Origin of the sequence: Roseococcus sp. YIM B11640, assembly GCF_049727625.1 — a bacterium.
Taxonomy (GTDB): Bacteria; Pseudomonadota; Alphaproteobacteria; order Acetobacterales; family Acetobacteraceae; genus Roseococcus.
Genome location: NZ_JBBJOZ010000005.1, coordinates 271,922 through 295,730 on the forward strand (window position 1 = coordinate 271,922; position 23,809 = coordinate 295,730).

Annotated in this window: 19 protein-coding genes; 10 read left to right on the plus strand and 9 right to left on the minus strand. The window is 73.2% G+C overall.

Annotation, left to right across the window (positions count from 1 at the left end):
• The first annotated feature begins 53 nt into the window (after positions 1-53).
• Positions 54-908, plus strand: coding sequence for a LysR substrate-binding domain-containing protein (locus tag WJM96_RS19925; RefSeq protein ID WP_424814299.1), 855 nt, complete (start codon positions 54-56; stop codon positions 906-908).
• A gap of 59 nt (positions 909-967) precedes the next feature.
• Here WJM96_RS19925 and WJM96_RS19930 read toward each other — a convergent pair whose 3' ends face one another.
• A complete protein-coding gene (locus tag WJM96_RS19930) occupies positions 968-2,584 on the minus strand; it encodes an ABC transporter substrate-binding protein (protein ID WP_424814300.1) in 1,617 nt (538 codons plus the stop codon).
• Positions 2,585-2,712: 128 nt separating this feature from the next.
• Here WJM96_RS19930 and WJM96_RS19935 point away from each other — a divergent pair, with 128 nt between their 5' ends.
• Genes WJM96_RS19935 through WJM96_RS19975 form a run of 9 tightly spaced genes read left to right on the plus strand, consistent with a single transcriptional unit; the run spans position 2,713 to position 14,587 of the window.
• Positions 2,713-3,837 (plus strand): FAD-dependent oxidoreductase, encoded by a 1,125-nt coding sequence (locus tag WJM96_RS19935; protein WP_424814301.1) that lies wholly within the window; start codon positions 2,713-2,715, stop codon positions 3,835-3,837.
• On the plus strand, positions 3,834-5,438 hold the full coding sequence (locus WJM96_RS19940; protein ID WP_424814302.1) for an acyl-CoA dehydrogenase family protein: 1,605 nt from the start codon (positions 3,834-3,836) through the stop codon (positions 5,436-5,438). The genes WJM96_RS19935 and WJM96_RS19940 overlap by 4 nt, the downstream gene beginning before the upstream one ends.
• Positions 5,439-5,476: 38 nt before the next feature.
• On the plus strand, positions 5,477-7,015 hold the full coding sequence (gene crtI / locus WJM96_RS19945) for a phytoene desaturase family protein (protein WP_424814303.1): 1,539 nt from the start codon (positions 5,477-5,479) through the stop codon (positions 7,013-7,015).
• Positions 7,012-8,571 carry a phytoene desaturase family protein gene (locus WJM96_RS19950; RefSeq protein ID WP_424814304.1) on the plus strand — a complete coding sequence of 520 codons (1,560 nt, stop codon included), beginning with the start codon at positions 7,012-7,014 and terminating at the stop codon, positions 8,569-8,571. The genes crtI and WJM96_RS19950 overlap by 4 nt, the downstream gene beginning before the upstream one ends.
• Positions 8,568-9,338: a lysophospholipid acyltransferase family protein gene (locus tag WJM96_RS19955; RefSeq protein ID WP_424814305.1), complete on the plus strand. Its 771-nt coding sequence runs from the start codon at positions 8,568-8,570 to the stop codon at positions 9,336-9,338. Before WJM96_RS19950 ends, WJM96_RS19955 begins: the two co-directional genes overlap by 4 nt.
• Positions 9,335-10,408, plus strand: a complete 1,074-nt coding sequence (locus WJM96_RS19960) for a glycosyltransferase (RefSeq protein WP_424814306.1) — start codon at positions 9,335-9,337, stop codon at positions 10,406-10,408. The genes WJM96_RS19955 and WJM96_RS19960 overlap by 4 nt, the downstream gene beginning before the upstream one ends.
• Complete coding sequence (locus WJM96_RS19965; protein ID WP_424814307.1) at positions 10,405-12,012, plus strand: squalene/phytoene synthase family protein; 1,608 nt, start codon at positions 10,405-10,407, stop codon at positions 12,010-12,012. Before WJM96_RS19960 ends, WJM96_RS19965 begins: the two co-directional genes overlap by 4 nt.
• Positions 12,009-13,274 (plus strand): hydroxysqualene dehydroxylase, encoded by a 1,266-nt coding sequence (locus WJM96_RS19970; protein WP_424814308.1) that lies wholly within the window; start codon positions 12,009-12,011, stop codon positions 13,272-13,274. Before WJM96_RS19965 ends, WJM96_RS19970 begins: the two co-directional genes overlap by 4 nt.
• Positions 13,271-14,587 (plus strand): aldehyde dehydrogenase family protein, encoded by a 1,317-nt coding sequence (locus WJM96_RS19975; protein ID WP_424814309.1) that lies wholly within the window; start codon positions 13,271-13,273, stop codon positions 14,585-14,587. The genes WJM96_RS19970 and WJM96_RS19975 overlap by 4 nt, the downstream gene beginning before the upstream one ends.
• Here the strand turns inward: WJM96_RS19975 and WJM96_RS19980 are convergent.
• The 8 genes from WJM96_RS19980 to WJM96_RS20015 all read right to left on the minus strand — a co-directional run bounded on the left by WJM96_RS19980 (position 14,584) and on the right by WJM96_RS20015 (position 23,485).
• A complete protein-coding gene (locus tag WJM96_RS19980; RefSeq protein ID WP_424814310.1) occupies positions 14,584-15,564 on the minus strand; it encodes a DUF2950 domain-containing protein in 981 nt (326 codons plus the stop codon). The genes WJM96_RS19975 and WJM96_RS19980 overlap by 4 nt on opposite strands.
• Before the next feature lie 11 nt (positions 15,565-15,575).
• Positions 15,576-17,267 (minus strand): DUF3300 domain-containing protein, encoded by a 1,692-nt coding sequence (locus WJM96_RS19985; RefSeq protein ID WP_424814311.1) that lies wholly within the window; start codon positions 17,265-17,267, stop codon positions 15,576-15,578.
• Between the two features lie 159 nt (positions 17,268-17,426).
• Complete coding sequence (locus WJM96_RS19990) at positions 17,427-18,719, minus strand: hypothetical protein (protein WP_424814312.1); 1,293 nt, start codon at positions 18,717-18,719, stop codon at positions 17,427-17,429.
• Positions 18,716-20,233, minus strand: coding sequence for a VWA domain-containing protein (locus tag WJM96_RS19995; protein ID WP_424814313.1), 1,518 nt, complete (start codon positions 20,231-20,233; stop codon positions 18,716-18,718). The genes WJM96_RS19990 and WJM96_RS19995 overlap by 4 nt, the downstream gene beginning before the upstream one ends.
• On the minus strand, positions 20,230-21,201 hold the full coding sequence (locus WJM96_RS20000; RefSeq protein ID WP_424814314.1) for a VWA domain-containing protein: 972 nt from the start codon (positions 21,199-21,201) through the stop codon (positions 20,230-20,232). The genes WJM96_RS19995 and WJM96_RS20000 overlap by 4 nt, the downstream gene beginning before the upstream one ends.
• Positions 21,185-21,622: a DUF4381 domain-containing protein gene (locus tag WJM96_RS20005; protein WP_424814315.1), complete on the minus strand. Its 438-nt coding sequence runs from the start codon at positions 21,620-21,622 to the stop codon at positions 21,185-21,187. The genes WJM96_RS20000 and WJM96_RS20005 overlap by 17 nt, the downstream gene beginning before the upstream one ends.
• A complete protein-coding gene (locus WJM96_RS20010) occupies positions 21,619-22,560 on the minus strand; it encodes a DUF58 domain-containing protein (protein ID WP_424814316.1) in 942 nt (313 codons plus the stop codon). The genes WJM96_RS20005 and WJM96_RS20010 overlap by 4 nt, the downstream gene beginning before the upstream one ends.
• 7 nt (positions 22,561-22,567) lie before the next feature.
• Positions 22,568-23,485: an AAA family ATPase gene (locus tag WJM96_RS20015; RefSeq protein ID WP_424814323.1), complete on the minus strand. Its 918-nt coding sequence runs from the start codon at positions 23,483-23,485 to the stop codon at positions 22,568-22,570.
• Positions 23,486-23,809: the final 324 nt, after the last annotated feature.

The following is a 23,809-nucleotide window of genomic DNA, read 5'->3' on the forward strand; positions in this document are numbered from 1 at the left end:
CGGGTCCATTCGATCAATACTCGCATCTCGAATGGAATGTTCGAAGAATTCGAATGGACCTCAACCAGCTCCGCCTTTTCCTCGTCCTCGCCGAGACCGAGAATCTCGGCCGCGCCGCCACGGCCTCGGGCCTCGCCCCTGCCACGCTGTCCCATCACCTGGCGGCGCTGGAGCGCAGTCTGGGCACTACGCTCTTCGACCGCGTCAGCCGCGGCCTGCGGCTCACCGAGACCGGGCGGCTGCTGCGCGGCTTCGCCATCCGCATCACCAACGAGGCCGAATCCGCCCGCGCCGCCATCGCCGAGCAGGAGCGCGCGGAGAACGGCATGCTGCGGCTCGGGGTGATCCACTCCTTCCACGCCAACCTCATGCCGGGGCTGGTGGCCGAGTTCCTCTCCGCGCATCCGGGCCTGCGCGTCGAGGCGCGGGAGATGATCGCGCGCGACATCGAGGCGGGGCTGCTGGAAGGGGAGCTGGATCTCGGCCTCGCCTTCGCGCCGGCGGGGTCGCCGGGCCTCGGCTGCGCGCGGCTCTTCGACGAGGCGCTGGTGCTGGTCACGGCGCAGGGCAGCCCTTGGGCGGGCGCGCCGCCCGAGAGCATTCCGCTCGCCCTGCTGCCGCAGCGCTTCGCGACGCGGCGCATGATCGACACCGCGCTGGAGGGCCGCTGGACGCCCAGGGTGGTGGCGGAGGTGGATGCCATCGGCTCGATCCTCGCCCTGGTGCGCAGCGGCGCGGTGGGGACCGTGCTTTCCTCGCGCTCCGTCGTGGGCGACGGCCTGGACCAGCGGCCCATCGCCGATCCCCAGCCGATCCGCAGCGCCGCGCTGCTCTGGTGCCCCACGCGCTACCAGAGCGCGGCGGCCCGCGCCTTCTCGGCGCTGGTGCGCGCACGGCTGGCGGAGTGACCCGGGCCCGCCGCGCACCGGAAACCATGGAGATCCCCGCGGGACCTCCCGCGATCCCCCTAGTTCCGCAGCGTGATCGGCGTCAGGTCCTGCATCCAGCTCTGCGCCTGGGTGAAGTTCTGCACCCGCCGCGCGAGGCCGCGCGGATTGGTGTCATGCACCACCCAGAGCCACATCGCATCGTTCACGATATGGCTGTGCAGCCGCGCCAGCACGCGGTTCTGCGCCTCGGGCTCGAAGGTCTGGCGCGCCTCGATGCAGAGCCGGTCGGCCTCGGCATTCTGGTAGTTTCCCCAGTTGAAGCCGCCATTGATGCGCCCCTGGCCGAAAGCCGGGCCGAGCAGGCCGATATCGGGATCCCAGAACGCCCAGGAATTGTTGATCCCGTGCATGCCCCGGTTCTCCGGCGCCTCGGCGCCCGAGCGGCGGCGGGTGCGCAGCGCGTCCCAGTCCATCACCTCGAACTCGAGCTCGATGCCGACATCCTTGAAGTTCTGCTGGATGAGCTCGTTCATCGGCATGGGCTGCATCTGGCCGGAGCCGGATGGCGCGACGATGAACTTCGTCTTCACCGGATTGGCGCGGCTGAAGCCGGCCTGGGCCAGCAGGTGCTTCGCGCGGTCGGGGTCGTAGCTGATCTTGAAGGACGGATCGCCGAACCAGGGATGGCCCTCGGTGATCATCCCCTTCGCCGGCAGCGCGAGCCCGCCCAGCATCTGCACCATCCCCGGCCGGTCCACGGCGAGGTTCGCCGCCTGGCGCACGCGCAGGTCGCGGAAGGGCGAGCCCTCCACGAAGGAGAGGTGGTGGCACCAGATATGCGGATAGGCATTCGTCACCACCTGATGCCCTGCGGCACGGATGCGCGGTACCGCATCGGGTGGCGGCGCCTCCACGAAATCCACCTGGCCGGAGAGCAGCGCAGCCACGCGCGTCAGCGCGTCCGGCATGGGGATCAGCGTCATGCGCTCATGCTTCGGAATGCGCGCGCTGTCCCAGTAGTTGGCGTTGCGCACGCATTCCAGCCGCTCGCGCGGGACGAAGCGCTCGACCATATAGGGGCCGGTGCCCGAGGGGCGGGCGGCGAAGCGGTCCCAGTTGCGGCCCACCTCCTCCCACCGCGCGGGCGAGGAGTAGAAGACGTTCGCCATCTGGTAGGGGAAGATGGCGTCGATCGCCTTCGTTTCGATCTCGATCGTCATCGGGTCGCGCACGCGCCAGGAGGCGATGTTGCCGACATAGAGGCTGCCCTGCGCGGCCTGCGGCGCGTGGAACTGCGGCGCGTCGCGGTCCAGCAGCTTGCCGAGGTTCCACGCGACGGCATTGGCGTCGAAGACCGAGCCGTCATGGAAGCGCACGCCCGGGCGCAGGCGGAAGGTCCAGACCTTGCGGTTCGTTTCGTCCACAGACCAGGATTCCGCGAGGCTCGGCCGCAGCACCGCCGCACGGTCGGAGCGCGAGAGGTCCCAGGCGATCAGCGGGTCGTAGATGGTGATGCCGGTGAAGCGGTTGCCCTCGGCGCCCTGGTTGGGCTGGCCCATGGTGAAGGGCACGTCCGCGGCCGTCATGCCGACGCGCAGCGTGTTGGGCGGCACGGCCTGGGCGGCCGCAGGTGACGAAAGGGCGGGCGCGGCTGCCAGGGCAGCTCCGCCCGCGAGAAGATCGCGACGATGCATGTCGACTCCATGGGCTCGGCCTGGGGCCGGCGGTCTTCCCTGTGCCCGCAGGCTGGCACGCCGCGGCGCCGGCATGCAATGCGCGGCCGCGCTTCCCTGACGCGGGCGCCTCGGGCAGGATGCGCGGCATGGAAACGGGTCGGACCGCGCTCATCCTCGGCGCCGGGATCATGGGGCTCAGCACGGCCTGGGCCCTGCTGCGCGAGGGCTTCTCCGTGCGCGTGGTGGACCAGGCGCCGCCGCCCAATCCGCTCGGCTCCTCGGTGGACCACCACCGGCTGATCCGCCACGCCTACGGCGCCCAGGCCGGCTACATGCGGATGGTCGACGACGCCTACGCCGCCTGGGACGAGCTCTGGGCCGAGCTGGGCGAGGTGCTGCACGTCCCCACCGGCGTCCTGGCGCTGGACGAGACGCGCGGCGCGTGGATCGGCGAGAGCCGCGCCGCCCTGCTGGGCGACCGCCATCCGCTGGAGGATCTCGGCGCGGGCGACATCGCCACGCGCTTCCCCTACCTCTCCGGCGAGGGCGTGACCTCCGCCTTCTTCTGCCCCGAGGGCGGGGTGCTGCTGGCGGACCGGATCGTCGCCGCGCTCGCGCGCCACATCCAGGCGAAGGGCGCCCTGATCGAGACCGCGCGCGCCGCGAAGGTCGATCCCGAACGCGCCACGCTGGTTCTGGAGGATGGCGGGACGCGCTCGGCCGACGTGCTGGTCGTCGCCGCCGGTCCCTGGATTCCGCGCCTGCTGCCCGCCGTCGCGCGGCGGGTGACGCCCTCGCGGCAGGTGCTGGTGCGCCTCGCCCCGCCGGCCGGCGCCGCCGGGGCCTGGGCGCGCGCGCCCATGATTCTCGACCTCGCGGCCGAGGGCGGCTTCTACCTGGTGCCGCCGGTCCAGGGCACGCCGCTCAAGATCGGCGACCACAGCTTCTCCCTGCAGGGCGACCCGGACGACGACCGCACGCCCGACCCGCGCGAGGCCGGGCGCATCCTCGATCTCGCGCGGCGGCGCATCCCGGGGCTGGACCGCTTCGCTTCCCTCGGCGCCGCGACCTGCTTCTACGATGTCGAGCCCGACGAGCGCTTCGTGGTGGAGAAGCTCGCGCCCCGGTCCTGGGTGATGTCGGGCTTCTCCGGCCACGGCTTCAAGTTCGGCGCGCTGCTGGGGCGCCGCCTGGCCGCCGCCATCGCGGATCCCGCCCGCGAGACCGCCATTCCCGCCTGGGCCGCGGGTCAGGAGCCCGTTGCCGCATGACCACCCCCGCCGAGGACATCCTCTTCGCGCTGACCAAGCTCCACCCCATGCCGGGGAGCGGGCTGGGCGCGGAGGACATCGCCGCCCTGCTGGAGGAGATGCGGAAATTCGCCGCCGAGGTGATCGAGCCCGGCCGCCTCGAAGCCGACCGCGAGGGCGCGCGTTTCACCAATGACGGCGTCACCTGCCCGCCCGGTTACCGCGCCGCCTATGCGGCCTGGGTCGAGGGCGGCTGGCAGGGGCTCGCGGCCAGCGAGACGCATGGCGGCCAGGGCCTGCCCTTCGCGCTCTGGTGCGCGCTGAAGGAGCTGATGACGACGGCCGACATGGCCTTCACCCTCTGCCCCACGCTCACCGCCGGCGCCATCGAGCTGCTGGAGAAGCACGCGACGGAGGAGCAGGCGGCGAAATGGCTGCCGGAGCTCGTCAGCGGCCGTTGGAACGGCACCATGTGCCTGACCGAATCCCAGGCTGGCAGCGACCTCGCGGCCGTGCGCACGCGGGCCGAGCCGCTGGGCGACGGGCGCTACGCGCTGCACGGCCAGAAGATCTTCATCACCTATGGCGCGCATGACCTGTCGGCGAACACGCTGCACCTGGTGCTGGCGCGGCTGCCGGATGCGCCGGCGGGCTCGCGCGGCATCAGCCTCTTCGCCACGACGACGCTGCGGGCGGACGGGTCGCGCAATGCGCTCCGCTGCGGCGGCATCGAGCGCAAGCTCGGCATCCACGCCTCGCCCACCTGCATCATGCTCTTCGAGGGCGCGGAGGCGGAGCTGGTGGGAGAGCCGCATCGCGGCCTGCCCGCCATGTTCGCCATGATGAACAACGCCCGTCTCCAGGTCGGCATCGAGGGCGTGGCCGCCGGCGCCCGCGCCCTGCAGCTGGCCGAGGCCTACGCGGCCGAGCGCGTGCAGGGCGGCCGGGCCATCGCCCATCACCCGGACGTCGCGCGCATGCTGGCCGAGATCCGCGCCATCACGCTCGCCGGGCGCTTCCTGGCACTGGACGCCGCCGTCGCGGCCGATCGCGCGCGCGGCGGCGACGAGGCGGCCGAGGCGCGGCTCGCGCTGCTGACCCCCATCGTGAAGGCCTGGTGCACGGAGCGCGGCGTGCAATGCGCGAGCCTGGGCGTGCAGGTGCATGGCGGCATGGGCTTCGTGGAGGATACCGGCGCCGCCCAGGTGCTGCGCGACGCGCGGATCGCCCCGATCTACGAGGGCACGACCGGCATCCAGGCGCTCGACCTCGTCACCCGCAAGCTGCCGCGCGACCAGGGCGCCGTGCTGCGCGGCCTGCTGGCCGAGGCACGGGCGGCGGACGAACGCCTGGCCCCCGCCGCCGATTCGCTGGAAGCCGCCACCAGCTGGATCCTCGCCGCCTCGCCGGAAGAGGCCGCGGCCTCGGCCACCGCCTACCTCGAGGCCTGCGGATGGGTGCTCGGCGGGGCGCTCCTGGCCCGCGCCGCGAAGCTCGATCCTGCCTACGCGGCCATCGCCGCCTTTTACCGGACACGCCTTCTGCCTCGCGCGCAGGCACATTGCGCGGAGATACTGGGCGCTGCCGAACTGCTTGCGCTGCTGCCCAACGATGCGGCCTAGCGCCTCACCCGGCTTCGTGCGTTTATGATCTGGCATTCATGAACGCACCCATCCCCTCACCGAACCTGCACCGGCCGCGGCCGCACGTGGCCGTCATCGGCGCGGGCCCGGGCGGCCTCGCCTCAGCCATGTTGCTGGCGGCCTCCGGCGCGCGCGTCACCCTCTTCGAGAAGGACGGCGTAGTGGGTGGCCGCACCCGCACCCTCACCACGCCGGAAGGTTACCGATTCGACCTCGGGCCGACCTTCTTCCTCTACCCCCGCATCCTGCGCGAGATCTTCTCCAGCTGCGGGGCGGAGCTGGAAGACGAGGTCGCGCTCACCCGGCTCGATCCGCAATACCGCCTGATCTTCGAGGGCGCGCAGCAGGCGGTGCTGGACGCCACCGCCGATGCGGACCGGATGGAAGCCGCGATCGGCGCGCTGGCGCCGGGGGACGTGCAGGGGTTCCGCCGCTTCATGTCCGACAACCGGCGCAAGCTGGAGGTCTTCCGCCCCGTCCTGGAGCGGCCCTTCCTCAGCCACCGCGACATGATGGCGCCGAGCATCCTGCGCTCCCTGCCCCAGCTGCGCCCGCACCGGCAGGTGGACCAGGACCTGCGCCGCTACTTCGCCGACCCGCGCGTGCGCCTGGCCTTCGGCTTCCAGACGAAATACCTGGGCATGTCGCCCTTCCGCTGCCCCTCGCTCTTCACGATCCTGAGCTTCCTCGAGTACGAGCACGGCGTCTTCCACCCGCGCGGCGGCTGCGGCGAGGTGAGCGGGGCCATGGCGCGGGTGGCGCAGCGCCTGGGCGTCGATATCCGCCTGAACGCGCCGGTGGATCGCATCGCCTTCAACGGACGCCGCGCCGTGGGCGTGGAGGCGGGCGGCACGCGCCACGCCGCCGATGCCGTGGTGCTGAACGCCGATTTCGCGCATGCCGTGCCGCGCCTGGTCCCCGACCATCTGCGGAAGGACTGGTCCGACCGGAAGATCGGACAGGCGCGCTACTCCTGCTCGACCTTCATGCTCTATCTCGGCGTGGAGGGGCAGTTCCCGCAGCTCGCGCATCACAACGTGCTGCTGGCCGAGGAATACCAGCGCAACATCCACCAGATCCAAGCCGGCGAAATCCCGGACGTGCCCAGCATCTACCTGCAGAACCCCGGCGCGACCGACGCCAGCATGGCGCCCGAGGGCCATTCGGCGCTCTACCTCCTGGTGCCCGTGCCCAACCTGCGCTCCGGCGCCGACTGGGCCGCCGAGGCGCCGCGGTACCGCCGCTTGGCCCTGGAACGCGCGAAGCTGCTCGGCCTGCCCGACCTCGAATCCCGCATCCGCTACGAACGGATGGTCAGCCCGCAGGATTGGCAGGACGAATTCGCCGTCGGCTACGGCGCCACCTTCAACCTCAGCCATGACCTCATGCAGATGCTCAGCTTCCGACCGCGGAACCGCTTCAACGATACGGAGGGCCTGTACCTCGTGGGTGGGGGCACGCATCCCGGCTCGGGCCTGCCCGTGATCTACGAGGGCGCGCGCATCACCTCGCGCCTCGTGCAGCAGGAGCTCGCGCTCCAGGCGGTGCCGGCATGAGCGCACATGTGGTGGTGATCGGCTCGGGCCTCGGCGGGCTCGCCGCTGCCTGCGTCGCGGCCGCGCGCGGGCATCGCGTCACGGTGCTGGAGAAGAACGACTGGCTGGGCGGCAAGGCCGCGCAGCTGGTGCTCGACTCGCCGGACGGGCGGGGCAGCTTCCGCTTCGACATGGGGCCGACCATCCTCACCGTGCCCCGCGTCCTGCGCCGCATCTATGCCGAGGCCGGGCGCGACCAGGAGCGGGAGCTGCCGCTCATCCGGCTCGACCCGCAATGGCGATGCTTCTTCGAGGACGGCACGCGCATCGACCTCATGGAAGACGTCGCCACCATGGCGCGGGAGATGGACCGCTTCGCCCCCGGCAGCGGCTCCGGCGCGGGCTACGAGAAGTTCCAGCGCGTCTCGAAGCACCTACACGGCGTGTCCGAGAAGTTCTTCTTCTGGAAATCCGTCGAGGGCATCGGCGACACGCTGGACGTGAAGCAGAACTTCTCGCCCTCCACGCTGAAGGACGTGATGGCGCTGCGCATGGGGCAGACGGTGGCCAAGGTCATCCGCGGCCATGTGCCGGACGAGCGGCTGGCGCAGATGCTGGACCATTACTGCCAGTATGTCGGCAGCAACCCCTACCTCGCGCCCGCCGTGCTCTCCTCCATCGGCGACATGCAGGCGAGCGAGGGCGTGTGGTATCCCGTCGGCGGCACGCGCGCGGTGGCCGAGGGGCTCGCGAAGCTGGCCGGCGAGCTGGGCGTGGAGCTCCGCACGGAGGCCGATGTCGCGCAGATCGACGTGGAGAGCGGCGCCGTCCGCTCCGTCTCGCTCACCACCGGCGAGCGCGTGACCTGCGACGCCGTCATCTCGAACATGGATTCGCTGCGCACCTACAAGGAACTGCTGGGCAGCGACGCCTATGCGCGCAAGGGCTACGAGCCTGCCTGCTCCGGCGTCGTGCTCTATCTCGGCCTCAGCAAGCGCTACGAGCACCTGGCGCATCACGACTTCGTCTTCTCCCGCGACGCGGAGGAGGAGTTCGACGCCATCTACAAGCATGGCGAGCCCGCACCCGACCCCACCGCCTATATCGCCGCCACCGCCGCGACCGACCCCACCAGCGCGCCCGAGGGCGGCGAGGCGCTCTACGTGTTGGTGCACACGCCGCATCTGCGCCCGCACCACGACTGGAACCAGGTCTTCCCGGGCTACCGCCAGAAGATCCTCGACAAGCTGAAGCGCACCGCCGGGCTGCACGACATCGAGGACCGCATCCTCGTCGAGCACCGCCTGACGCCGGTCGACATCCATGAGCGCTACCGCGTGCTGGATGGCGCGATCTACGGCCTCGCCTCGCATGGCGCCTTCACGGGCGCCTTCAAGCCGGGCAACCGCAGCCGATCGGTGAAGGGCCTCTACCTCGCGGGCGGCGCGGCGCATCCCGGCCCCGGCATGCCCATGGTCATGATGTCCGGCTGGATCGCGGCCGACAGCCTGGACCGCGACCTCGGCGGACGCGGCATGAGCGTGGAGGCCGAGCTGGCGGGCCGGCACGGCACGTGACCAGCCCGCTGGCACTCCGCTCGGAGTGGTGGCTGCGCTTTTTCGACCGGGCCTTCACGCATCGCTTCGCCCGCAGCTTCGTGGCCCTGCGCCTCGCCCGCTGGGGCGAGCCGGAGGCGGCACCGGGGCGCCCGCTGATCCTGCTCGCCAACCATCCCGGCTGGTGGGATGGCGTGCTGACGATGCTGGTGACGCGGCGGCTTCTCCCCGAGCGGCGGGGCTTCGTGCCGATGGATGCGGCGGCGCTGAAGAAGTACGGCTTCATGCGCCGCATCGGCGTCTTCGGCGTCGAGCAGGATTCGCCGCGCGGCGTGGTGCAGTTCCTCGACACGGCACGCCAGGTGCTGGCCGATCCCTCGCATCTTCTCTGGGTCAACGCGCCCGGCCGCTTCGCCGATGTGCGCGAGCGGCCCGCGCCGATCGCGCCGGGCATGACGCGCCTGCCCGAGATCGCGCCCGACGCCGTGCTGCTGCCGCTGGCCATCGAATACGCCCATTGGACCGAGGCGCGCGGCGAGGCGCTGATCGCCTTCGGCGCGCCGATGGCGGCGAAGGACCTGCTCGCCCTCCCCCGCCCGGCTCGCGAGGACGCCATGCGCGCGGCGATGGAGGCGACCATGGACCGGCTCGCCCAGGATGCCATCGCGCGCGATCCTGACCGCTTCCGCACGGTCCTCGCCGGCGGGCGCGGCATGGGCGGCATCTACGGCGCCTGGCAGCGCCTGCGCTTCGCCCCCGAGCACGACGCACGCGCGAGGCCGGGATGACCGTGCTGATGCTGGCGCTGCTGCCAGCCTTCCTCGGCCTTCTCAACCTGTGGCGCCAGCAACGCGCGCACGGCTCGCCCCCTGCCGGCACGCGGGTCTCCATCCTCATCCCCGCGCGCAACGAGGCCCCGCGTATCGGCCCCTGCCTGGAAGCCGCCCTCGCCTCCACCGGCTGCGAGATCGAGGTGCTGGTGATGGATGACGGCAGCACGGATGGCACGGCGGAGATGGTCGCGCGCCATCCCGGCGTCCGCCTCCTGCAGGCCCCGCCTTTGCCCCCCGGCTGGACCGGCAAGGTGCATGCCTGCGCCCGGCTGGCCGAGGCCGCGACGGGCACGCATCTCCTCTTCATCGATGCCGACGTCCGCCTCGCGCCCCAGGCGGCCGCCGCCATGGCCGCGCATGCCGCGCGGCGCCGGGCCGGCATGGTGAGCGGGGTGCCGCGCCAGCGCATCGGCAGCCTGGGCGAGGCGTTGACCGTGCCCTTCATCAACCTGCTCATGCTGGGCTACCTGCCCTTCGGCGGCCGGGCCACGACGCGCCTCGCCAGCTTCGCGGCCGCCTGCGGGCAGTTGCTGCTGGTGGAGCGCGAAGCCTATGCCCGCGCGGGCGGCCACGCCGCCATCCCGGCCGTGCTGCACGAAGCGCTCGCCCTCGCCCGCCGCTTTCGCGCCGCGGGGCTGGACACCGAGATCGTGGACGGCGCCCCGCTGGCCGAATGCCGCATGTATGCGGGCTTCGCCGAGGCCTGGGACGGCTTCATGAAGAATGCCCGCGAGGGCATGGCCACCCCCATCGGCCTGCCCATCTGGACCTTCCTCCTGGCCGGCGCCCATCTGGCGCCCTGGTTCCTGCTGCCCGCCTGGGAGGGTTTCGCGGCGCTGGCGCTCGGTTTCGGCCTGCGCGCGGCCATCACCCGGCGTGTCCGGGAGCCCTGGTGGACCGTGCCCCTCCTCCCCCTGATGGTCGCCACCGCCCTGGCCTTGCAATGGACCGCCCTGGTCCGGGGGTGGCTCGGCTACCCCGCGGGCTGGAAAGGCCGGGCATATCCAGCCACAAGGACGGCATGAACCATCTCGCCGCCCCGGAGACGCCCAACCGGGACCACGATACCGAGAACTTCCCCACCGCCTCGCTCATCCTGGCGAAGCCGGTGCGCGCGAAGGTGATGGCCTTCTACCGCTTCGTGCGCACGGCCGACGACATCGCGGACAGCCCCAGCCTTCCGCCCGAGGAGAAGCTGGCGCGGCTCGATGCCATGGAAGCCACGCTGGACGACCCCTCCATCCCGCTGAAGCGGCTCGAGGTGGGCACGGAGGAGGCCCGGCTCATGCTGAGCGCCTTCCGGCAGGATTCCCGCCAGGCCCGCTATGCCGACTGGGAGGCGCTGGAGGATTACTGCGCCCGCAGCGCCGACCCGGTGGGCCGCATGCTGCTGCGCCTGCACGGCACGGATTCGCCCGAGGCGAAGGACGCCGCGGACGGCCTCTCCACCGCGCTGCAGATCCTGAACCACCTGCAGGATTTGGTGCCGGACCGCGAGAAGCTGGACCGCGTCTACCTCCCGCAATCCTGGCTGGCGCTGGCCGGCGGCGAGGCGGCGTTCTTCGAGTCCGGCAACGCGCAGCGTCGCGAGATCCTGGACGCCGCGCTGGACCGCGTGGAGGACGAGCTGGACCGGGCCTCGGCGCTGCCGCGCCTCATTGCCGCGCGCCGGCTGCGCTTCCAGTCGGCCATGACCATCGGCCTCGCGCGGCGGCTGCTGGGCAAGCTGCGCGCGGCCGATCCGGTGCTCGGGCGCGTCGCGCTCACCAAGACCGATTTCCTGAAGGAGATGGCGGCCGCGGGCTTCGCCGCGCCGTCGGACGCCGTGATCGTGTCGCAGCGCGTGAGCCGCGCGGGATCCTCCTTCGCGCGCGGCATGGCGACGCTGAAGGGCGAGCGCCGCCGCGCGCTCTGGGCCGTCTATGCCTTCTGCCGCGTCGTGGACGACATCGCCGACAGCCGCATGCCGGAGGGGGAGAAGCGGCGCCTCCTCAGCGCCTGGCGCCGCAAGCTGACCTCGCCCGACTGCGCCCTCTCGCGCGAGCTGCTCTGGGCACGCCAGGCATTCGAGATACCCATCACGGAATGCGAGGCGATGATCGCGGGCATGGAGACCGATGCCGGCGACCGCGTGCGCCTGCCCGACGAGGCCGCGCTGGACCTCTACTGCCGCCGCGTCGCGGGCAGCGTGGGCGCGATGAGCGTGCGCATCTTCGGCGACCCGGAGGCCGAGGCCTGGGGCCTCGCGCTCGGCCACACCTTCCAGCTCACCAACATCCTGCGCGACGTGGACGAGGATGCGCTGCGCGAGCGCGTCTACATCCCCGCCACCGTGCTGCGGAAGGCGGGCATCCCAGAGGGGCCGGCGAAATCCATCGTCACGCATCCCGCCTTCGCCTCCATCTGCAAGGAGCTCGCGGGCCGCGCCGTGGCGGGCTTCGCCCAGGCCGAGGCCATGCTGCCGCGCCACGACATGGAGGCGCTGCGCCCCGCGCGCGTGATGATGTGGGGCTATCGCCGCATCCTCGACCACATGCTCGCGCGCGGCTGGAGCGGCGTGCGCGAGCGCGCGCGGCTGACCAAGGGCGAGAAGCTGCGCATGGCGGTCTTCGCGGTGACGGGAAGATGACGACCCCGTCCGATCGGGCCGCGGAGCGGCGCGTGGATCGGCCGGGCATCGGCGTCACGCATGTGGTCGGCGCCGGCATGGCCGGGCTGGCCGCCGCGCACGCGCTCGCCACGCGCGGGCGCATGGTCACGCTGCACGAATCCACGCCCGGCGCGGGCGGCCGGGCCCGCGCCCTGCCCGACGGCACGGATAACGGCACGCATGCGCTGATCGGCGCGAACACCGCTGCGCTCGGCTTCCTCGACGCCATCGGCGCGCGGCAGTTCTGGATGGAGCCGGAGCCCGACGGGCTGCCGGTGCTCGACCTCGCGGATCATTCCGCGCGTCTCGTCGCCCTCTCGCCCTTCGGCTGGTGGCGCGCGAACCGGCGGCCCAAGGGCGTTTCGCTCGGCGCCGTCGCGGCGCTTGCGCGCATGAGCCTCACCGGCGAGGACCGCACCATCGCCGAGGCCATGCGCGCGCATCCCGATTTCCTGCGCGGCTTCGTGGACCCGCTGGTGATCGCGGCGCTCAACACGCCCTCCTCCGAGGCCTCCGTGCTGCGGCTCGGCCAGGTGCTGCGGCGGCTCGGCGCGCCGGGCGCCACCCGCCTGCTGGTCGCCGAGCGCGGGCTGGGGCCGGATCTGGTGGAGCCCGCACTGGCCGCGCTCGAGCTCGCCGGCGCCGCCTTCCGGCCAGGCCATCGCCTGCGTGCCATCGCGCAGGAGAATGGGCGCGCGACGGCGCTCGTCTTCCAGGACAACGAGACCGTGCTGGGCCCCGCCGACCGCGTCGTGCTCGCGCTGCCGCCCTGGGAGGCGCAGCGACTGCTGCCGTCGCTCCAGGTGCCCGAAGCGCATGCACCCATCGTCAACCTGCACTTCGCGCACGAGACGCCGGGGCCGGTGCGCTTCCTCGGCCTGCTCGGCGCGCTCTGCCAATGGGTGCTGGTGCGCCCCGGCGGCGTTGCCGTGACGGTCAGCGCCGGCGATGCCGAGGCCGAGCAGGATGTGGACGAGCTCGCCCCCCGCGCCTGGGCCGAGATCCGCGAGGCCGCGCGCGCGTTCGGCGTCGCGGGCGACTGGCCGGAGGCGCCGCCCCCCTGCCGCGTGGTGAAGGAGCGCCGGGCCACCCCGCGCCACCGCGTGGGCCGCGTGCCCACGCCGCCGCGCCTGCCGCTCGGGAATGTCGCGCTGGCGGGCGACTACACCTGGCCCGAGTTGCCCGCGACCATCGAGGCCGCGATCCGCTCCGGCCTCGCGGCGGCCCAAGCCTTCGCATGACGCCTGAAGGCGCCCTCGCCCGGCTGCGGACCGCGGAGGCCGAGGATGGGGCGCCGGATATCGCGCAGCGCCGCGCGCTGCTGGCGGCGCTGCGCCGCGCCGTGCTGTCGCGCGCCGAGGCCATCGCGGAGGCCGCCGATGCCGATTTCGGCGGGCGCGACCGCGAGGACACGCTGCTCGCCGAGGTGCTGGTGACGGCCGAGGCCGCCGCCTATTCGCGCCGCTGGCTGCGCGACTGGGCCCGGCCCCGGCCCGCCGCCATCGGCCTGCCCTTCCTGCCCGCCCGCGCCTGGACGGAATGCGTGCCCAAGGGCGTCGTGGGCATCATGGCGCCGTGGAATTATCCGCTGCAATTGGCGTTGATGCCCGCCATCGACGCCATCGCCGCGGGGAACCGCGTGGCGGTGAAGCCCTCCGAGGCCACGCCGCGCGTCGCCGCCCTGCTGAAGGAGATCCTGCGCGAGGCCTGGGGCCCGCGCATCGCCGTCGTGGTGCAGGGCGGCCCCGAGGTGGCGCGCGATTTCGCGGCCCAGCCCTGGGACCATCTCGTCTTCACCGGCGGCACCGCGACCGGCCGCAAGGTGATGCGGGCGGCGGCGGACAACCTCACGCCCCTGACGCTGGAGCTGGGCGGCAAGTGCCCCGCGCTGGTGCTGCCGGGCGCCGACCTCGCACGTGCGGCGCATGACATCCTGGCCGCCAAGGCGGTGAATGCCGGGCAGACCTGCATCGCGCCCGATACCGTACTGCTCGTCGGCCATACGGCGGCGGATTTCCTGCGCGCCGCGCAGGCCGCGGGGCTGGGCGAAACCGGGACCGCCACCCAGAACCCCGCACGGCTGGAGCGGCTGAGCGCTGAGGCCACCATCGCCTGGCTCGGCCCCGCCGCGCGCAATCTCGGCCTCGCCGCGGCGCGCGGAGGGCTCGACGAGGAGGAGATCTTCGGCCCGATCCTCGCCATCGAGGAATGCCCGGCGCTGGCCTGGGCGCTCGACTGGATCGCGGCGCATCCGCATCCGCTCGCCATCTACCTTTTCGGCGCCACGGCGGCCGAGGAGGAGGCGGTCGCGGCCGGCACGAAATCCGGCGCGCTCATCGCCGGGCGGGCCCTGGAATACGCAGCCGTGCCGTCGCTCCCCTTCGGTGGCGCGGGCGCCTCGGGCTTCGGGCGCCGCAATGGCGAGGCCGGGTTCCGCGAGCTCAGCCACATCCGCACGCGCGTGCGGCATGGCCGCTTCAGCCTCGCACGGCTGCTCGACCGGCCGCGCGGGGACTTCGCGCGACGGCTCGCGCGACGGCTCGTCGGGCTCTAGTCGGGCACGCGTGCCCAGCCCTCGCCCGGGTCGAAGCTGGTGATCCCCGCCGCCTCGCGGGCCGTGCCGGGGCCGAGGTCCTTCTGCCAAACCGTGCCGTCATGGCCGGCCATGAAGGTCATGATCCCGCTCGCGCCATAGATCGCGGGCGAGGCGATGACCGCGAAGCCGCCGATCATCCGCCCGTTCACGACATAGTCCATCGCCCCGCCCGGCGCGCTCGGCCCCTGGGATTCGAGGATACGGAACAGGTAGCCGTGATAGGGCTGCGGCCGGTCGCCGGGCGTGCGGGCATATCCGCCCGAGCTGGCGGCCGCCATGACGGGACCGAGCGGACTCTCGGGCTGGCCCGGCTGCGTTTCCCAATACAGGCCGTCGCGTTGCCCCGGTGTCGAGAAGAAGCGCCGCGCATAGGTCCGGAAGGCACCCTGGCGCCCGGCCGTCGCCGCGAAATCCTGCTGCGCGTCGACGATGGCGCGCAGCGTCTCGATGGTATCGAGCTCATTGTGCCCGATGCGGCGGTCCACGATCTCCCGCGATCCGGCGCGGGCGTCGAAGCGCCAGCTGCCGCCCCGCTGCACCATGGGGATGGGCAACGGCCAGCCATCCTCGCCGACCTGGATGGTCGCGCGGTCGGGGCTGGAGCGCAGGATCTCGCGCTTCGCGTCATAGGCCGCCGCGAAGTTCCTGAGCGTCGCCGCATCCGCCACGCGGTCGCCTGAGCGCAGCAGGCGCACGCCCACATCGCCCATCACGACCGCGAGCGCGCCCACATTCGCCCGCCGCGCCGCATCGGCGAGCGCGGCGAAGCCTTCCTCGGGCGTGCGATAGGCCCGGGGCGGCCGGGGCTGTGGGGTCTCGACCGGGGCGGGAGCCGCTGCCGGCGCCTCGGCGGGCGTCTGGACCGGCGCCTGGGCCCAGGCGAGGCCCGTCGCGAAGGAGGCAGCCATGCCGCCCCGGAGAAGGGTTCTGATCATCGTCGTCATCCTCAACGCCTCCCCCCTCGGCCGCCGCCGCCACCGCGGCCTCCGCCACCGCCGAAGCCGCCACGGCCTCCGCCCCCGCCGCCGCTGAAGCCGGCATGGCCGCCGCCACGGCCACCGCCACCACTGAAGCCGCCATGATGACCGCCGCCGAAGCCGCCGCCGCCACCGCCGAAGCCGGCCCCGCCCGCGCGCTGCTGCGCCTGCATCCGCGCCGCCGGCTGGCCCTGGCGGCTCGCCGCGCCGCGCTGGGCGGCCGCACGCTCGCGGCCGCCATCGCCCATGCCCTGGAAGCCCTGCGCGCCGTGCCGCTGGCCGCCCTGGAAGCCTCCACCCGCGCCGCCCGGCTTGGGCCGCCCGCTCGCATTGTGCTGGACGGGCCGCTGCGCGGCGCCGCCGCCGGGACGCTGGGCGCCGGCGCCCGCGCCGGGGCCACGCCCGCCAGGCCCCCCGCGATCGCCGATCCCGCCCCGGTCGCCCGGGCCGCCACGGCCGCCGGGACCACCGCGGTCACCCAGGCCGCCACCGGGACCGCCCCGGTCTCCCAGACCACCACCAGGGCCGCCGCGATCGCCCAACCCGCCGCGATCGCCAGGGCCGCCCCGGTCCCCGATGCCCTGGCCGCGCTCCGCGCGGTCCACGCGCCCCCGGAACTGGTCCCGCGCCTGGGCGCGGTCGCGGTCACCCAGATTGCCGCGCGCGCCGTCAGGACGGTTCGCGTTAACCCGGTTGCGCACCTGGTCGTTGTTGTAGGCGACGCCATGCCGGTGCGAGACGTCGTGCTGCCAGCGGTTGCCGCTGATCTGCCCGCGATTGGCGTTGATGTTGTTGTAGCGGCTGGCATTGATGTTGATGTCGCCGCCGCCCCAGTTCGCCCCACCCCAACCCCAGAGCGAGCCGACGATCGCGGCACCTCCGGCGAAGGCCATGCCCGTCAGCAGCGCGCTGCCGACGCCCCAGCCGACCGGCGGCGGGTAGTAGGGCGGCGGATAGGACGGATAGGGCCAGGAGCCGTAGACCACGTTCGGATTATAGGCGGGGACGTAGACCGTCTCCGGATCCGTCGGCGCGATGGTGATGATCTGGGGCGGCGCCTGCACGACCGTCGGCGCGGCCGGCGCCGAGGACCCGCCGGAAGGCGCGCTCGGCGGCACGGTCACGTTCTGCGTCACCGTCACGGTCTGCTGCGGCCCGCTCTGCAGCGATCCGTTGGCCTGCGCACGGCCGCGCAGCACCTGCACCGCGTTCATCACGTCCTGCTGCTGCGCCAGCACCGCGTCGCCGACCTGCTGCGTCCATTCCAGCTGGTCGTTCATCATCGTCAGCACGTCGGGGAAGGGCACGAGCGACTTCACCGAGGGATCCCAGGATTGCGCGTTCAGCGCCTGCGCCAGCGCGTCGCCGCGCAGCGAGCCGTTCTGGCCCTGCCCCAGCCAGCGCTTCGCCTGCACGACTTCGAGCGGATAGGTGGAGGCCATCAGCATCTGCATCAGCAGCGTGTCGGGATAGAGCGCGATGGGCGCCATCAGCTGCTCGAGCTGCGCCTGGGTCAGCGGCTGGGAGTCGCCCTGCGTGGGAACGGGCGCGGGCGTGGAAGACGGCGCCGGCGCCTGCGCGAGCGCGATGCGCGGCGCGACGCCGAAGGCCGCCACGGTGGCGAAGCCGCCGGCGAAGAGCATCGCATTCGCGACGGACATCGCCTTCAGGACCCGAAAGTCGAACCGTCGCCGCATGCGTTTTCCCTCCCGATCAACCTCGGCGCGCCCGCCGGGCCCGTTGTCCCAGTGAAGCCACTGGAATCACGAAGCAGCTTATCGAGTTCCGTTGCCAGATCATAAGGATATTCAGGTCACTCTTCAGCGGGCCCATCGCGGCTGGGCCAGGCGTGGCGGCGGCCGCAGCGCGGCGTCCGGATTGAGGGCGGGCAAGGCTTCCGGGGCGTGACGGCGCGGATGGCGATGCAACGCGCCCTCCACCTGCCGGGCCGCCGCCAACAGGCCCGCGCCGTTCCACGGCGCCGCAGCCGGGACGGCCAGAACCAGCGCATCGGTTTCCTCGGCCAAGGCGGCCACGCCGCTATGCCGCGCCAGCGCCTCGACCGTGCGCGCGCCGCCGGGCGGCAGGAGCGCATCCGTCCAGCGGTACAGCGCGCGCAGCGCCCGGCGCGCGTCATTCGCGCGGCAGGCGGCGGTGAGCTCGCTCAGCGCATCGGGCGCGCGCCGGTGCCGATGGCGCCACATCCAGATGCCGCCCGCCAGCACCAGGAGAAGGAGGGCGGCCGCTGCGATCCACCACCAGCGGAACGCCGCCGCCGAGGCCTGCGCCCCGCCCCCGGCGGCGGGACGCACCTGCAGGCGCAGCGGCTCCACGCGCACTTCCTGCACGCGCCCGTCGCGCGGATCGAGCCAGGAGACCGCGAAGCCCGGCAGTTCCACCGCGCCGGGGCGTTGCGGCACGAAGGCCACGCGCTCGTTCCGCATCGCGCGCAACTCCCCGCGATCGCTGTGGTCCTGGAGCACGGGCGGGTCGGGATAGGCGCGGACGCCATCCGGCTCGCCCCAGAGGCCGGGCGGCAGCAGCATGGAGGACGTATCGTCCGCCTCCATGTGCAGCGTACGCACGATGGCATCGCCGACGCGCGCCTGGGCCGGATCGCCCTCCACCGCCGCCGTCATGCGGAAGCGCGGCGCGACGACGAGCCGCGTGGCGTCCGTCACCCCGGGCGGCAGGCGTGTCTCGATGCGCACGGCCTCGGTCGCGGCTTCGGCCTGCATCGGCTGCCCGTCCGGCCCGCCGACACTCGCCGAAAGGCGGATGGGGGCGAGGGTCAGGCCGCCCGCCCCGGCCGCGAAAACCGACCATGTGTGCTGCAGGGCCGCGTAGCTCTGCCCGCCCACGCGCTCCGTACCCGGCACGGTGTTCGCCTCCGGCAGGACGATGAGGCGCCCCTGGCCGGCGGTGAGGTCCGGCCAGGCGATCGGCGTCACGAAGCGGACGGGCGTCATGGCCGTCAGCGTCACGGCGATGCGCTGCCCCACCCAGACGGGCGCCTGGGGCTCGACGCTCAGGCGCAGCAGGAAGGGAGCGGGGTCCTGCGCGAAGGCCGGCGTCGCGGCCAGCAGGAGCGCGGCGAACGCAAGCCGCCTCATGGCGAGGCAGCCTGGCGCGCGAATCGCTGCCGCAGAAAATCGGCCGGCGTGCCGCCGACGCGACGCATCCACATCTGCTGGATCTCGTCGTCCGAGAGGCCATGGCCCGGCGCCTGCGGCTGGCCCTGCTGCCCTGGCGGCTGGGGCGGCTGGTCCGCGACGACCTGGCTGGGGTCGGGCGGCCGGGCCTCGGGATCGTCGGTCTGGTTGTTCGCGCGCGCGGCCTCGGCCTCCTGCTGCTGGCGGCGGAACGCCTCGGCGATGGCGCGGTTCTCGCGCGCCTCGGGGAAATCGGGGCGGAGATGGAGCGCCCGGTCATAGGCGGAAATCGCGTCGTCCCAGGCCCGCGGCATCATCATCAGCGCATTGCCGCGGTCATAGGCCGCCTCGGCCCCCGCGGCCTCGGAGAAGGCCGAGGCGCTTCCCTGGTAGTCGCCCGCGGCATAGAGCGCCGCGCCGCGCCGCGCCGGATCGGTGAAGAGCGCGGCCGCCCGCGCGGGCTCGCCCCGGTTCAGCAGAAGCTGCGCCCGCTGGTCCGAGGTGAGCCAGAGCCGCCAGAACCAGCCCATGTCGCCATCGGCGGCGTAGGAGGGCTGCGCGCCGAGCAGCCACATCAGCGCCACGGCGGCGAGGAAGCCGCGGCGCGCGAAGAGCGCCGCCAAGGGCACGAGCAGCAGCGCGGCCCAGGGCCCCGCATCGCGCCAGCGCATCGCCGGATCATCCGTGGGCGCGAGGGCGAAGTGACGCTGCGCGCGCGCCACGACCGTCGCGACATCCTGCCCGTCCGGCGCCGGCGCGACGACCGTGGCATCCGGCGCGCCGTCGAAGGGCCCGCCCCCGGTGGCCAGCAGGAGCAGGGCGTGGCGGCTTCCGCGCGCGGCGGCATTGAAGGCGCCCGCCTCCGTCGCGGGGACCATGGGCGTCACGAAGACGACGGTACCCGCGCCCTGCTCGGCATCCAGCATGCGTCGGGCGGTGGCGAGCGCGGCGGCGGCCGCGGCGCCGTCGCGCGGCATCACCTGCGGTGTCAGCGCGGCGAGATAGGTTTCGATCAGCCTCGCGTCATCCGTCGGCGGCAGCACGGAATGCGCCGTGCCGGCATAGGCGACGAGGCCCGTCCGCGCGCCCGCCCGCGCGGCCACGAGGTCGCGGATCTTGCGCTTGCCCGCCTCCAGCCGCGGCTGCGCCGCCCGCGAGAGGTCGAGCGCCACGACCATGGGGGCGCGATCCGTGACGAAGGGATTGGGCTCCCGCCGCCAGCTCGGCCCCGCGAGCGCGAGCGCGGCGATCGGGAACAGCACGGCCGCCACGACGGCGGGGCGGATACGCGCGCGCCGCCCTTCGGTGACCAGCAGCGCGTCCAGCAGATGCGGCGCCACCACCCCGCGCCAGCCGCCCGCCTCCCGCCGCCGCGCATGCTCCAGCCACAGCGCGGCCGGGCCCATCAGGGCCAGCAGCAGCCACCACGGACGCAGGAAGTGAAAGGCGCCGAGGAAGGTGCCGAGCTCGCTCACGCCGGCCTCCGCCGCAGCGCCCTGAGTTCCGGCAGCAGCAGGAGCAGTGCCGTCAGCAACGCGAAGCCGCCGAGCGGCCAGGCGAAGAGCGGCGTACGCGGCCGCCAGGATTGCGCCTGCGCCGGCGTCGGCTCCATCGCATCGATGCGGCGGTAGATCTCCGACAGCGCGGCGGGGTCGGTCGCGTGGAAATGCGCGCCGCCCGTGGCGCGGCCGATCTGCTCCAGCGTGGGAATGTCCAGCGCGGCTTCGCCCGTCGCGGCCGGATCGCCCAAGGAGACGGCGTAGATCTTCACGCCGAGCCGCCCCGCGATCTCGGCCGCGCGGGGCGGCGGCACGCGGCTGCCGGTGTCGTTGCCGTCGGTCAGCAGCACCATGAGACGGCCCGTCACCTGCCCGTGCTCGAAGCTCTGCGCCGCGAGGCCGATGGCATCGCCGATCATGGTCTGCGGTCCGGCCATGCGCGGGAAGGTTTCGTCCAGCAGCGAGGAGAGCACCTGGTGGTCGCGCGTGAAGGGCGCCAGCACGAAGGCCGCCGAGCCGAAGACGATGAGGCCGATGCGGTCGTCCTTCCGCCGGGTGATGAATTCCTTCAGCACGGCGCGCGCGGCATCGAGCCGCGAGATCATCGTGCCGTCCGGCCCGGCCATGTCCTTCGTGTCCATGGAACCCGAGAGATCGAGTGCCAGCAGCACGTCTCGTCCACCCGTCTCGCGCGTCACCGGCGGTTCGATCCGCACGGGCGCGGCGATGGCCAGCACCAGCAGCAGCCAGGCGAGGCTGGCCAGGATCAGCCGCGGCCCGGACGCCCGCGGCGCGTCGGGTGGCGGCGCGCCTTCGGCCAGATGCGCGAGGAAGGGCATGCGCAGCGCCACGCTCTGCTCGCGATAGGCGGGCAGGAGGAACCACACGAGCAGCGGCAACGGCGCGAGCGCGAGCGCCCAGGGATGATCAAGCGCGAAGGTCATGCAGCCTGATCCAGCGTGCCGCCGCGCCGCGCGCATCCGGCGGCGCGGGAGCATATGCCAGGGTCGCGAGGGCTTCCGCCTCGGCCGGCGCGAGATGGGCGCGCGGCGCGGTGCGGCGCAGGAAGGCGGCCCAGTCCGCGCCCGAGAGCGCCGCGACCTGCTCACGCGGCCAGGCCGCCAGCGCCGTGCGCTTCAGGATGGCGGCGATCTCCGGCGAAGCTGCACCCCGCAGCGCGGCCAGCGCCTCGCGCCGGTAGGCGTTGCGCCGCCACCGGCGCCAGCCGCGCCAGGCCAGCCACGCCGTCAGAAGCAGAACCAGGCCGAAGAGCAGGTACCAGGCCGGCGTCGCGGGCCAGAAGGAAACGGGCTCCGGCAGGATGAGCCCGTGCATGCCCGCGCGCGTCGGGGTCGCGCCGTTCATGACGCGGCGCGGCGCGGCGCGATGGCGGCGCCGAGCAGGCGCCGGAGCTGCGACGCGGCCTGCTCTTCCGTCCCGATGGGCAGCACCGGCGTCTGCACCCGCAGGCCGGCACGGCGTATCTCGTCCAGCTTTCGGGCGTGCCCCTCGGGCACGCGCCGGGCCAGCCCGTCCCGCGCTGGATCGAGCACGCCGAGCCGCGCGCCGTCCGTCACGACGCCACGCCAGGGCGCCCCGGGCAAGGTGCGTTCCAGCGGGTCGGAAACGCCGATCACGATCACGTCATTGTGGCGCGACATGCGGCCCAGGATCGCGTGGCTCTCGCCATCCGCGGCCTGGAGGTCGCTGATCAGGAGCACCAGCCAGTCATGCTTCGCCATCGCCTCGGCGGCGCGCAGCGCATCGTTCAGCGGCGCGGCGCGGACGGGACGCGGGGGCGCGGCGGCAAGCGCCTCCGCCCTCCGGACGATGCCGCCGAGCAGCCGCATCACCCCGCCCCGGCTGCGATGCGGGCGGAATTCCTCCCGGTCGTCGTCGCCGAAGATCACCGCGCCGACGCGGTCGCCGGATTGCAGGCCGCGCCAGGCCGCGAGCGCGGCGCTCTGGGCGATGGTTGCCGTCTTGGTGGCGTGTTTGGTGCCGAAGAAAGTCGCGGAGGTGAGGTTCACCACCAACAGCATGGGCCGGTCGCGTTCCTCGGTGAAGACGCGCGTCTGCGTGCGGCCCGTGCGCGCGCTGGCACGCCAGTCGATGAGCCGCACGTCGTCGCCGGGCCGGTAGGAGCGGATCTCCTCGAAGGCGAGGCCGCGCCCGCGGATGCGCGAGGCGCGGCGCCCCGCGAGCAGGCTGGTCACGGGCTGGCGGCTCAGGAAGGAGAAGCCGCGCGCCTCGTGCTGCAAGCGGATCAGCGAGGCGAGATCGGGGACGAGGCGCGGATCCATCGCGGCCTCACGCCACGGCGACGACGGCGAGCAGCTTCTCCACCGCATGGTCGGCCGAGATGCGATCCGCCGTGGCCTCGTAGCTGAGGATCAGGCGGTGGCGCAGCACGTCGGGCGCGACGGCGCGGACATTGTCCGGCGTCACATGGTCCTGCCCGGAGAGCCAGGCATGGGCGCGCGAGGCGCGGTCGAGCGCGATGGTGGCGCGCGGGCTGGCGCCGATCTCGATCCAGGAGGCGAGGTCCTTGTCGAGCGGCGCGGGATCGCGCGTCGCGCAGACCAGCGCGACCACGTAGTCGTCGATGGCATCGGCCACCGTGAGGCGCGCGAGCTCGGCGCGCGCATCGAAGACGGCCTGCTGCGGCACGGGCGCGAGCGCCTCCGGCTTCGCCTGTTCCTCGCCGCGGACCAGCCGCAGGATCGCGCGCTCATCGCTGTCCGGCGGGTAGTCCACCGAGACCTTCATCAGGAAGCGGTCAAGCTGCGCCTCGGGCAGCGGATAGGTGCCCTCCTGCTCAACCGGATTCTGGGTCGCCATGACGAGGAAGAGCGGCGGCAGCTTGTGCGTGGTGCCGCCCACCGTCACCTGGCGTTCCTCCATCGCCTCCAGCAGCGCCGACTGCACCTTGGCGGGCGCACGATTGATCTCGTCCACCAGGATGATGTTGCCGAAGACGGGCCCGCCCTCGAAGCGGAACTTGCCGGTCTGGGCCTCGTAGATCTCGCTGCCGACCACATCGGCGGGCAGCAGGTCCGGCGTGAACTGGATGCGGCGGAACTCGGCATCGAGGTTGCGCGCCAGCGCCTTGACCGAGCGGGTCTTGGCCACGCCGGGCAGGCCCTCGACGAGCACGTTCCCATCGGCCAGCAGCGCGATCAGCAGGCGCTCGATCACGCGCTCCTGCCCGATGATGGACCGGCCCATGCGGGCGCGGAGATCGGCGAAGGCCTGCTGCGGAGAGCCGCTCACCGGCAAAGGACCCGCGCCGGCACCTCGTCCATCGCGCCGCCTGCCCGGCCGGCGCCTTCGGTCGTGTAGCGCAACATCTGGTCGTCCCTGTCTGAATGGAGGGCCGGGGCGGCGGCCCGTGTGCAGAGGCTGCGCCGGCCGAGGTGTATTGCCGCGTTACGGGCCATGGTGCCCTCTCCTGTGAAATGGGCGGGCGGGCAAGTCGCGTGCCCGCCGGCGTATCGCCCGCCCTGAGTGCCTAACGGAACGAGGATCAACCGCCGCCGGAACCCGACGCCG

Coding starts and splice junctions, on each gene's coding strand:
- WJM96_RS20000 (WP_424814314.1), bottom strand. CDS start 21,201: ATGACCTTCGCGCTTGATCATCCCTGGGCGCTCGCGCTCGCGCCGTTG.
- WJM96_RS19965 (WP_424814307.1), top strand. CDS start 10,405: ATGAACCATCTCGCCGCCCCGGAGACGCCCAACCGGGACCACGATACC.
- WJM96_RS20015 (WP_424814323.1), bottom strand. CDS start 23,485: ATGGGCCGGTCCATCATCGGGCAGGAGCGCGTGATCGAGCGCCTGCTG.
- crtI (WP_424814303.1), top strand. CDS start 5,477: ATGAACGCACCCATCCCCTCACCGAACCTGCACCGGCCGCGGCCGCAC.
- WJM96_RS19960 (WP_424814306.1), top strand. CDS start 9,335: ATGACCGTGCTGATGCTGGCGCTGCTGCCAGCCTTCCTCGGCCTTCTC.
- WJM96_RS19990 (WP_424814312.1), bottom strand. CDS start 18,719: ATGAGGCGGCTTGCGTTCGCCGCGCTCCTGCTGGCCGCGACGCCGGCC.
- WJM96_RS19985 (WP_424814311.1), bottom strand. CDS start 17,267: ATGTCCGTCGCGAATGCGATGCTCTTCGCCGGCGGCTTCGCCACCGTG.
- WJM96_RS19950 (WP_424814304.1), top strand. CDS start 7,012: ATGAGCGCACATGTGGTGGTGATCGGCTCGGGCCTCGGCGGGCTCGCC.
- WJM96_RS20010 (WP_424814316.1), bottom strand. CDS start 22,560: ATGGATCCGCGCCTCGTCCCCGATCTCGCCTCGCTGATCCGCTTGCAG.
- WJM96_RS19940 (WP_424814302.1), top strand. CDS start 3,834: ATGACCACCCCCGCCGAGGACATCCTCTTCGCGCTGACCAAGCTCCAC.
- WJM96_RS19970 (WP_424814308.1), top strand. CDS start 12,009: ATGACGACCCCGTCCGATCGGGCCGCGGAGCGGCGCGTGGATCGGCCG.
- WJM96_RS19980 (WP_424814310.1), bottom strand. CDS start 15,564: ATGATCAGAACCCTTCTCCGGGGCGGCATGGCTGCCTCCTTCGCGACG.
- WJM96_RS19925 (WP_424814299.1), top strand. CDS start 54: ATGGACCTCAACCAGCTCCGCCTTTTCCTCGTCCTCGCCGAGACCGAG.
- WJM96_RS19935 (WP_424814301.1), top strand. CDS start 2,713: ATGGAAACGGGTCGGACCGCGCTCATCCTCGGCGCCGGGATCATGGGG.
- WJM96_RS20005 (WP_424814315.1), bottom strand. CDS start 21,622: ATGAACGGCGCGACCCCGACGCGCGCGGGCATGCACGGGCTCATCCTG.
- WJM96_RS19975 (WP_424814309.1), top strand. CDS start 13,271: ATGACGCCTGAAGGCGCCCTCGCCCGGCTGCGGACCGCGGAGGCCGAG.
- WJM96_RS19930 (WP_424814300.1), bottom strand. CDS start 2,584: ATGCATCGTCGCGATCTTCTCGCGGGCGGAGCTGCCCTGGCAGCCGCG.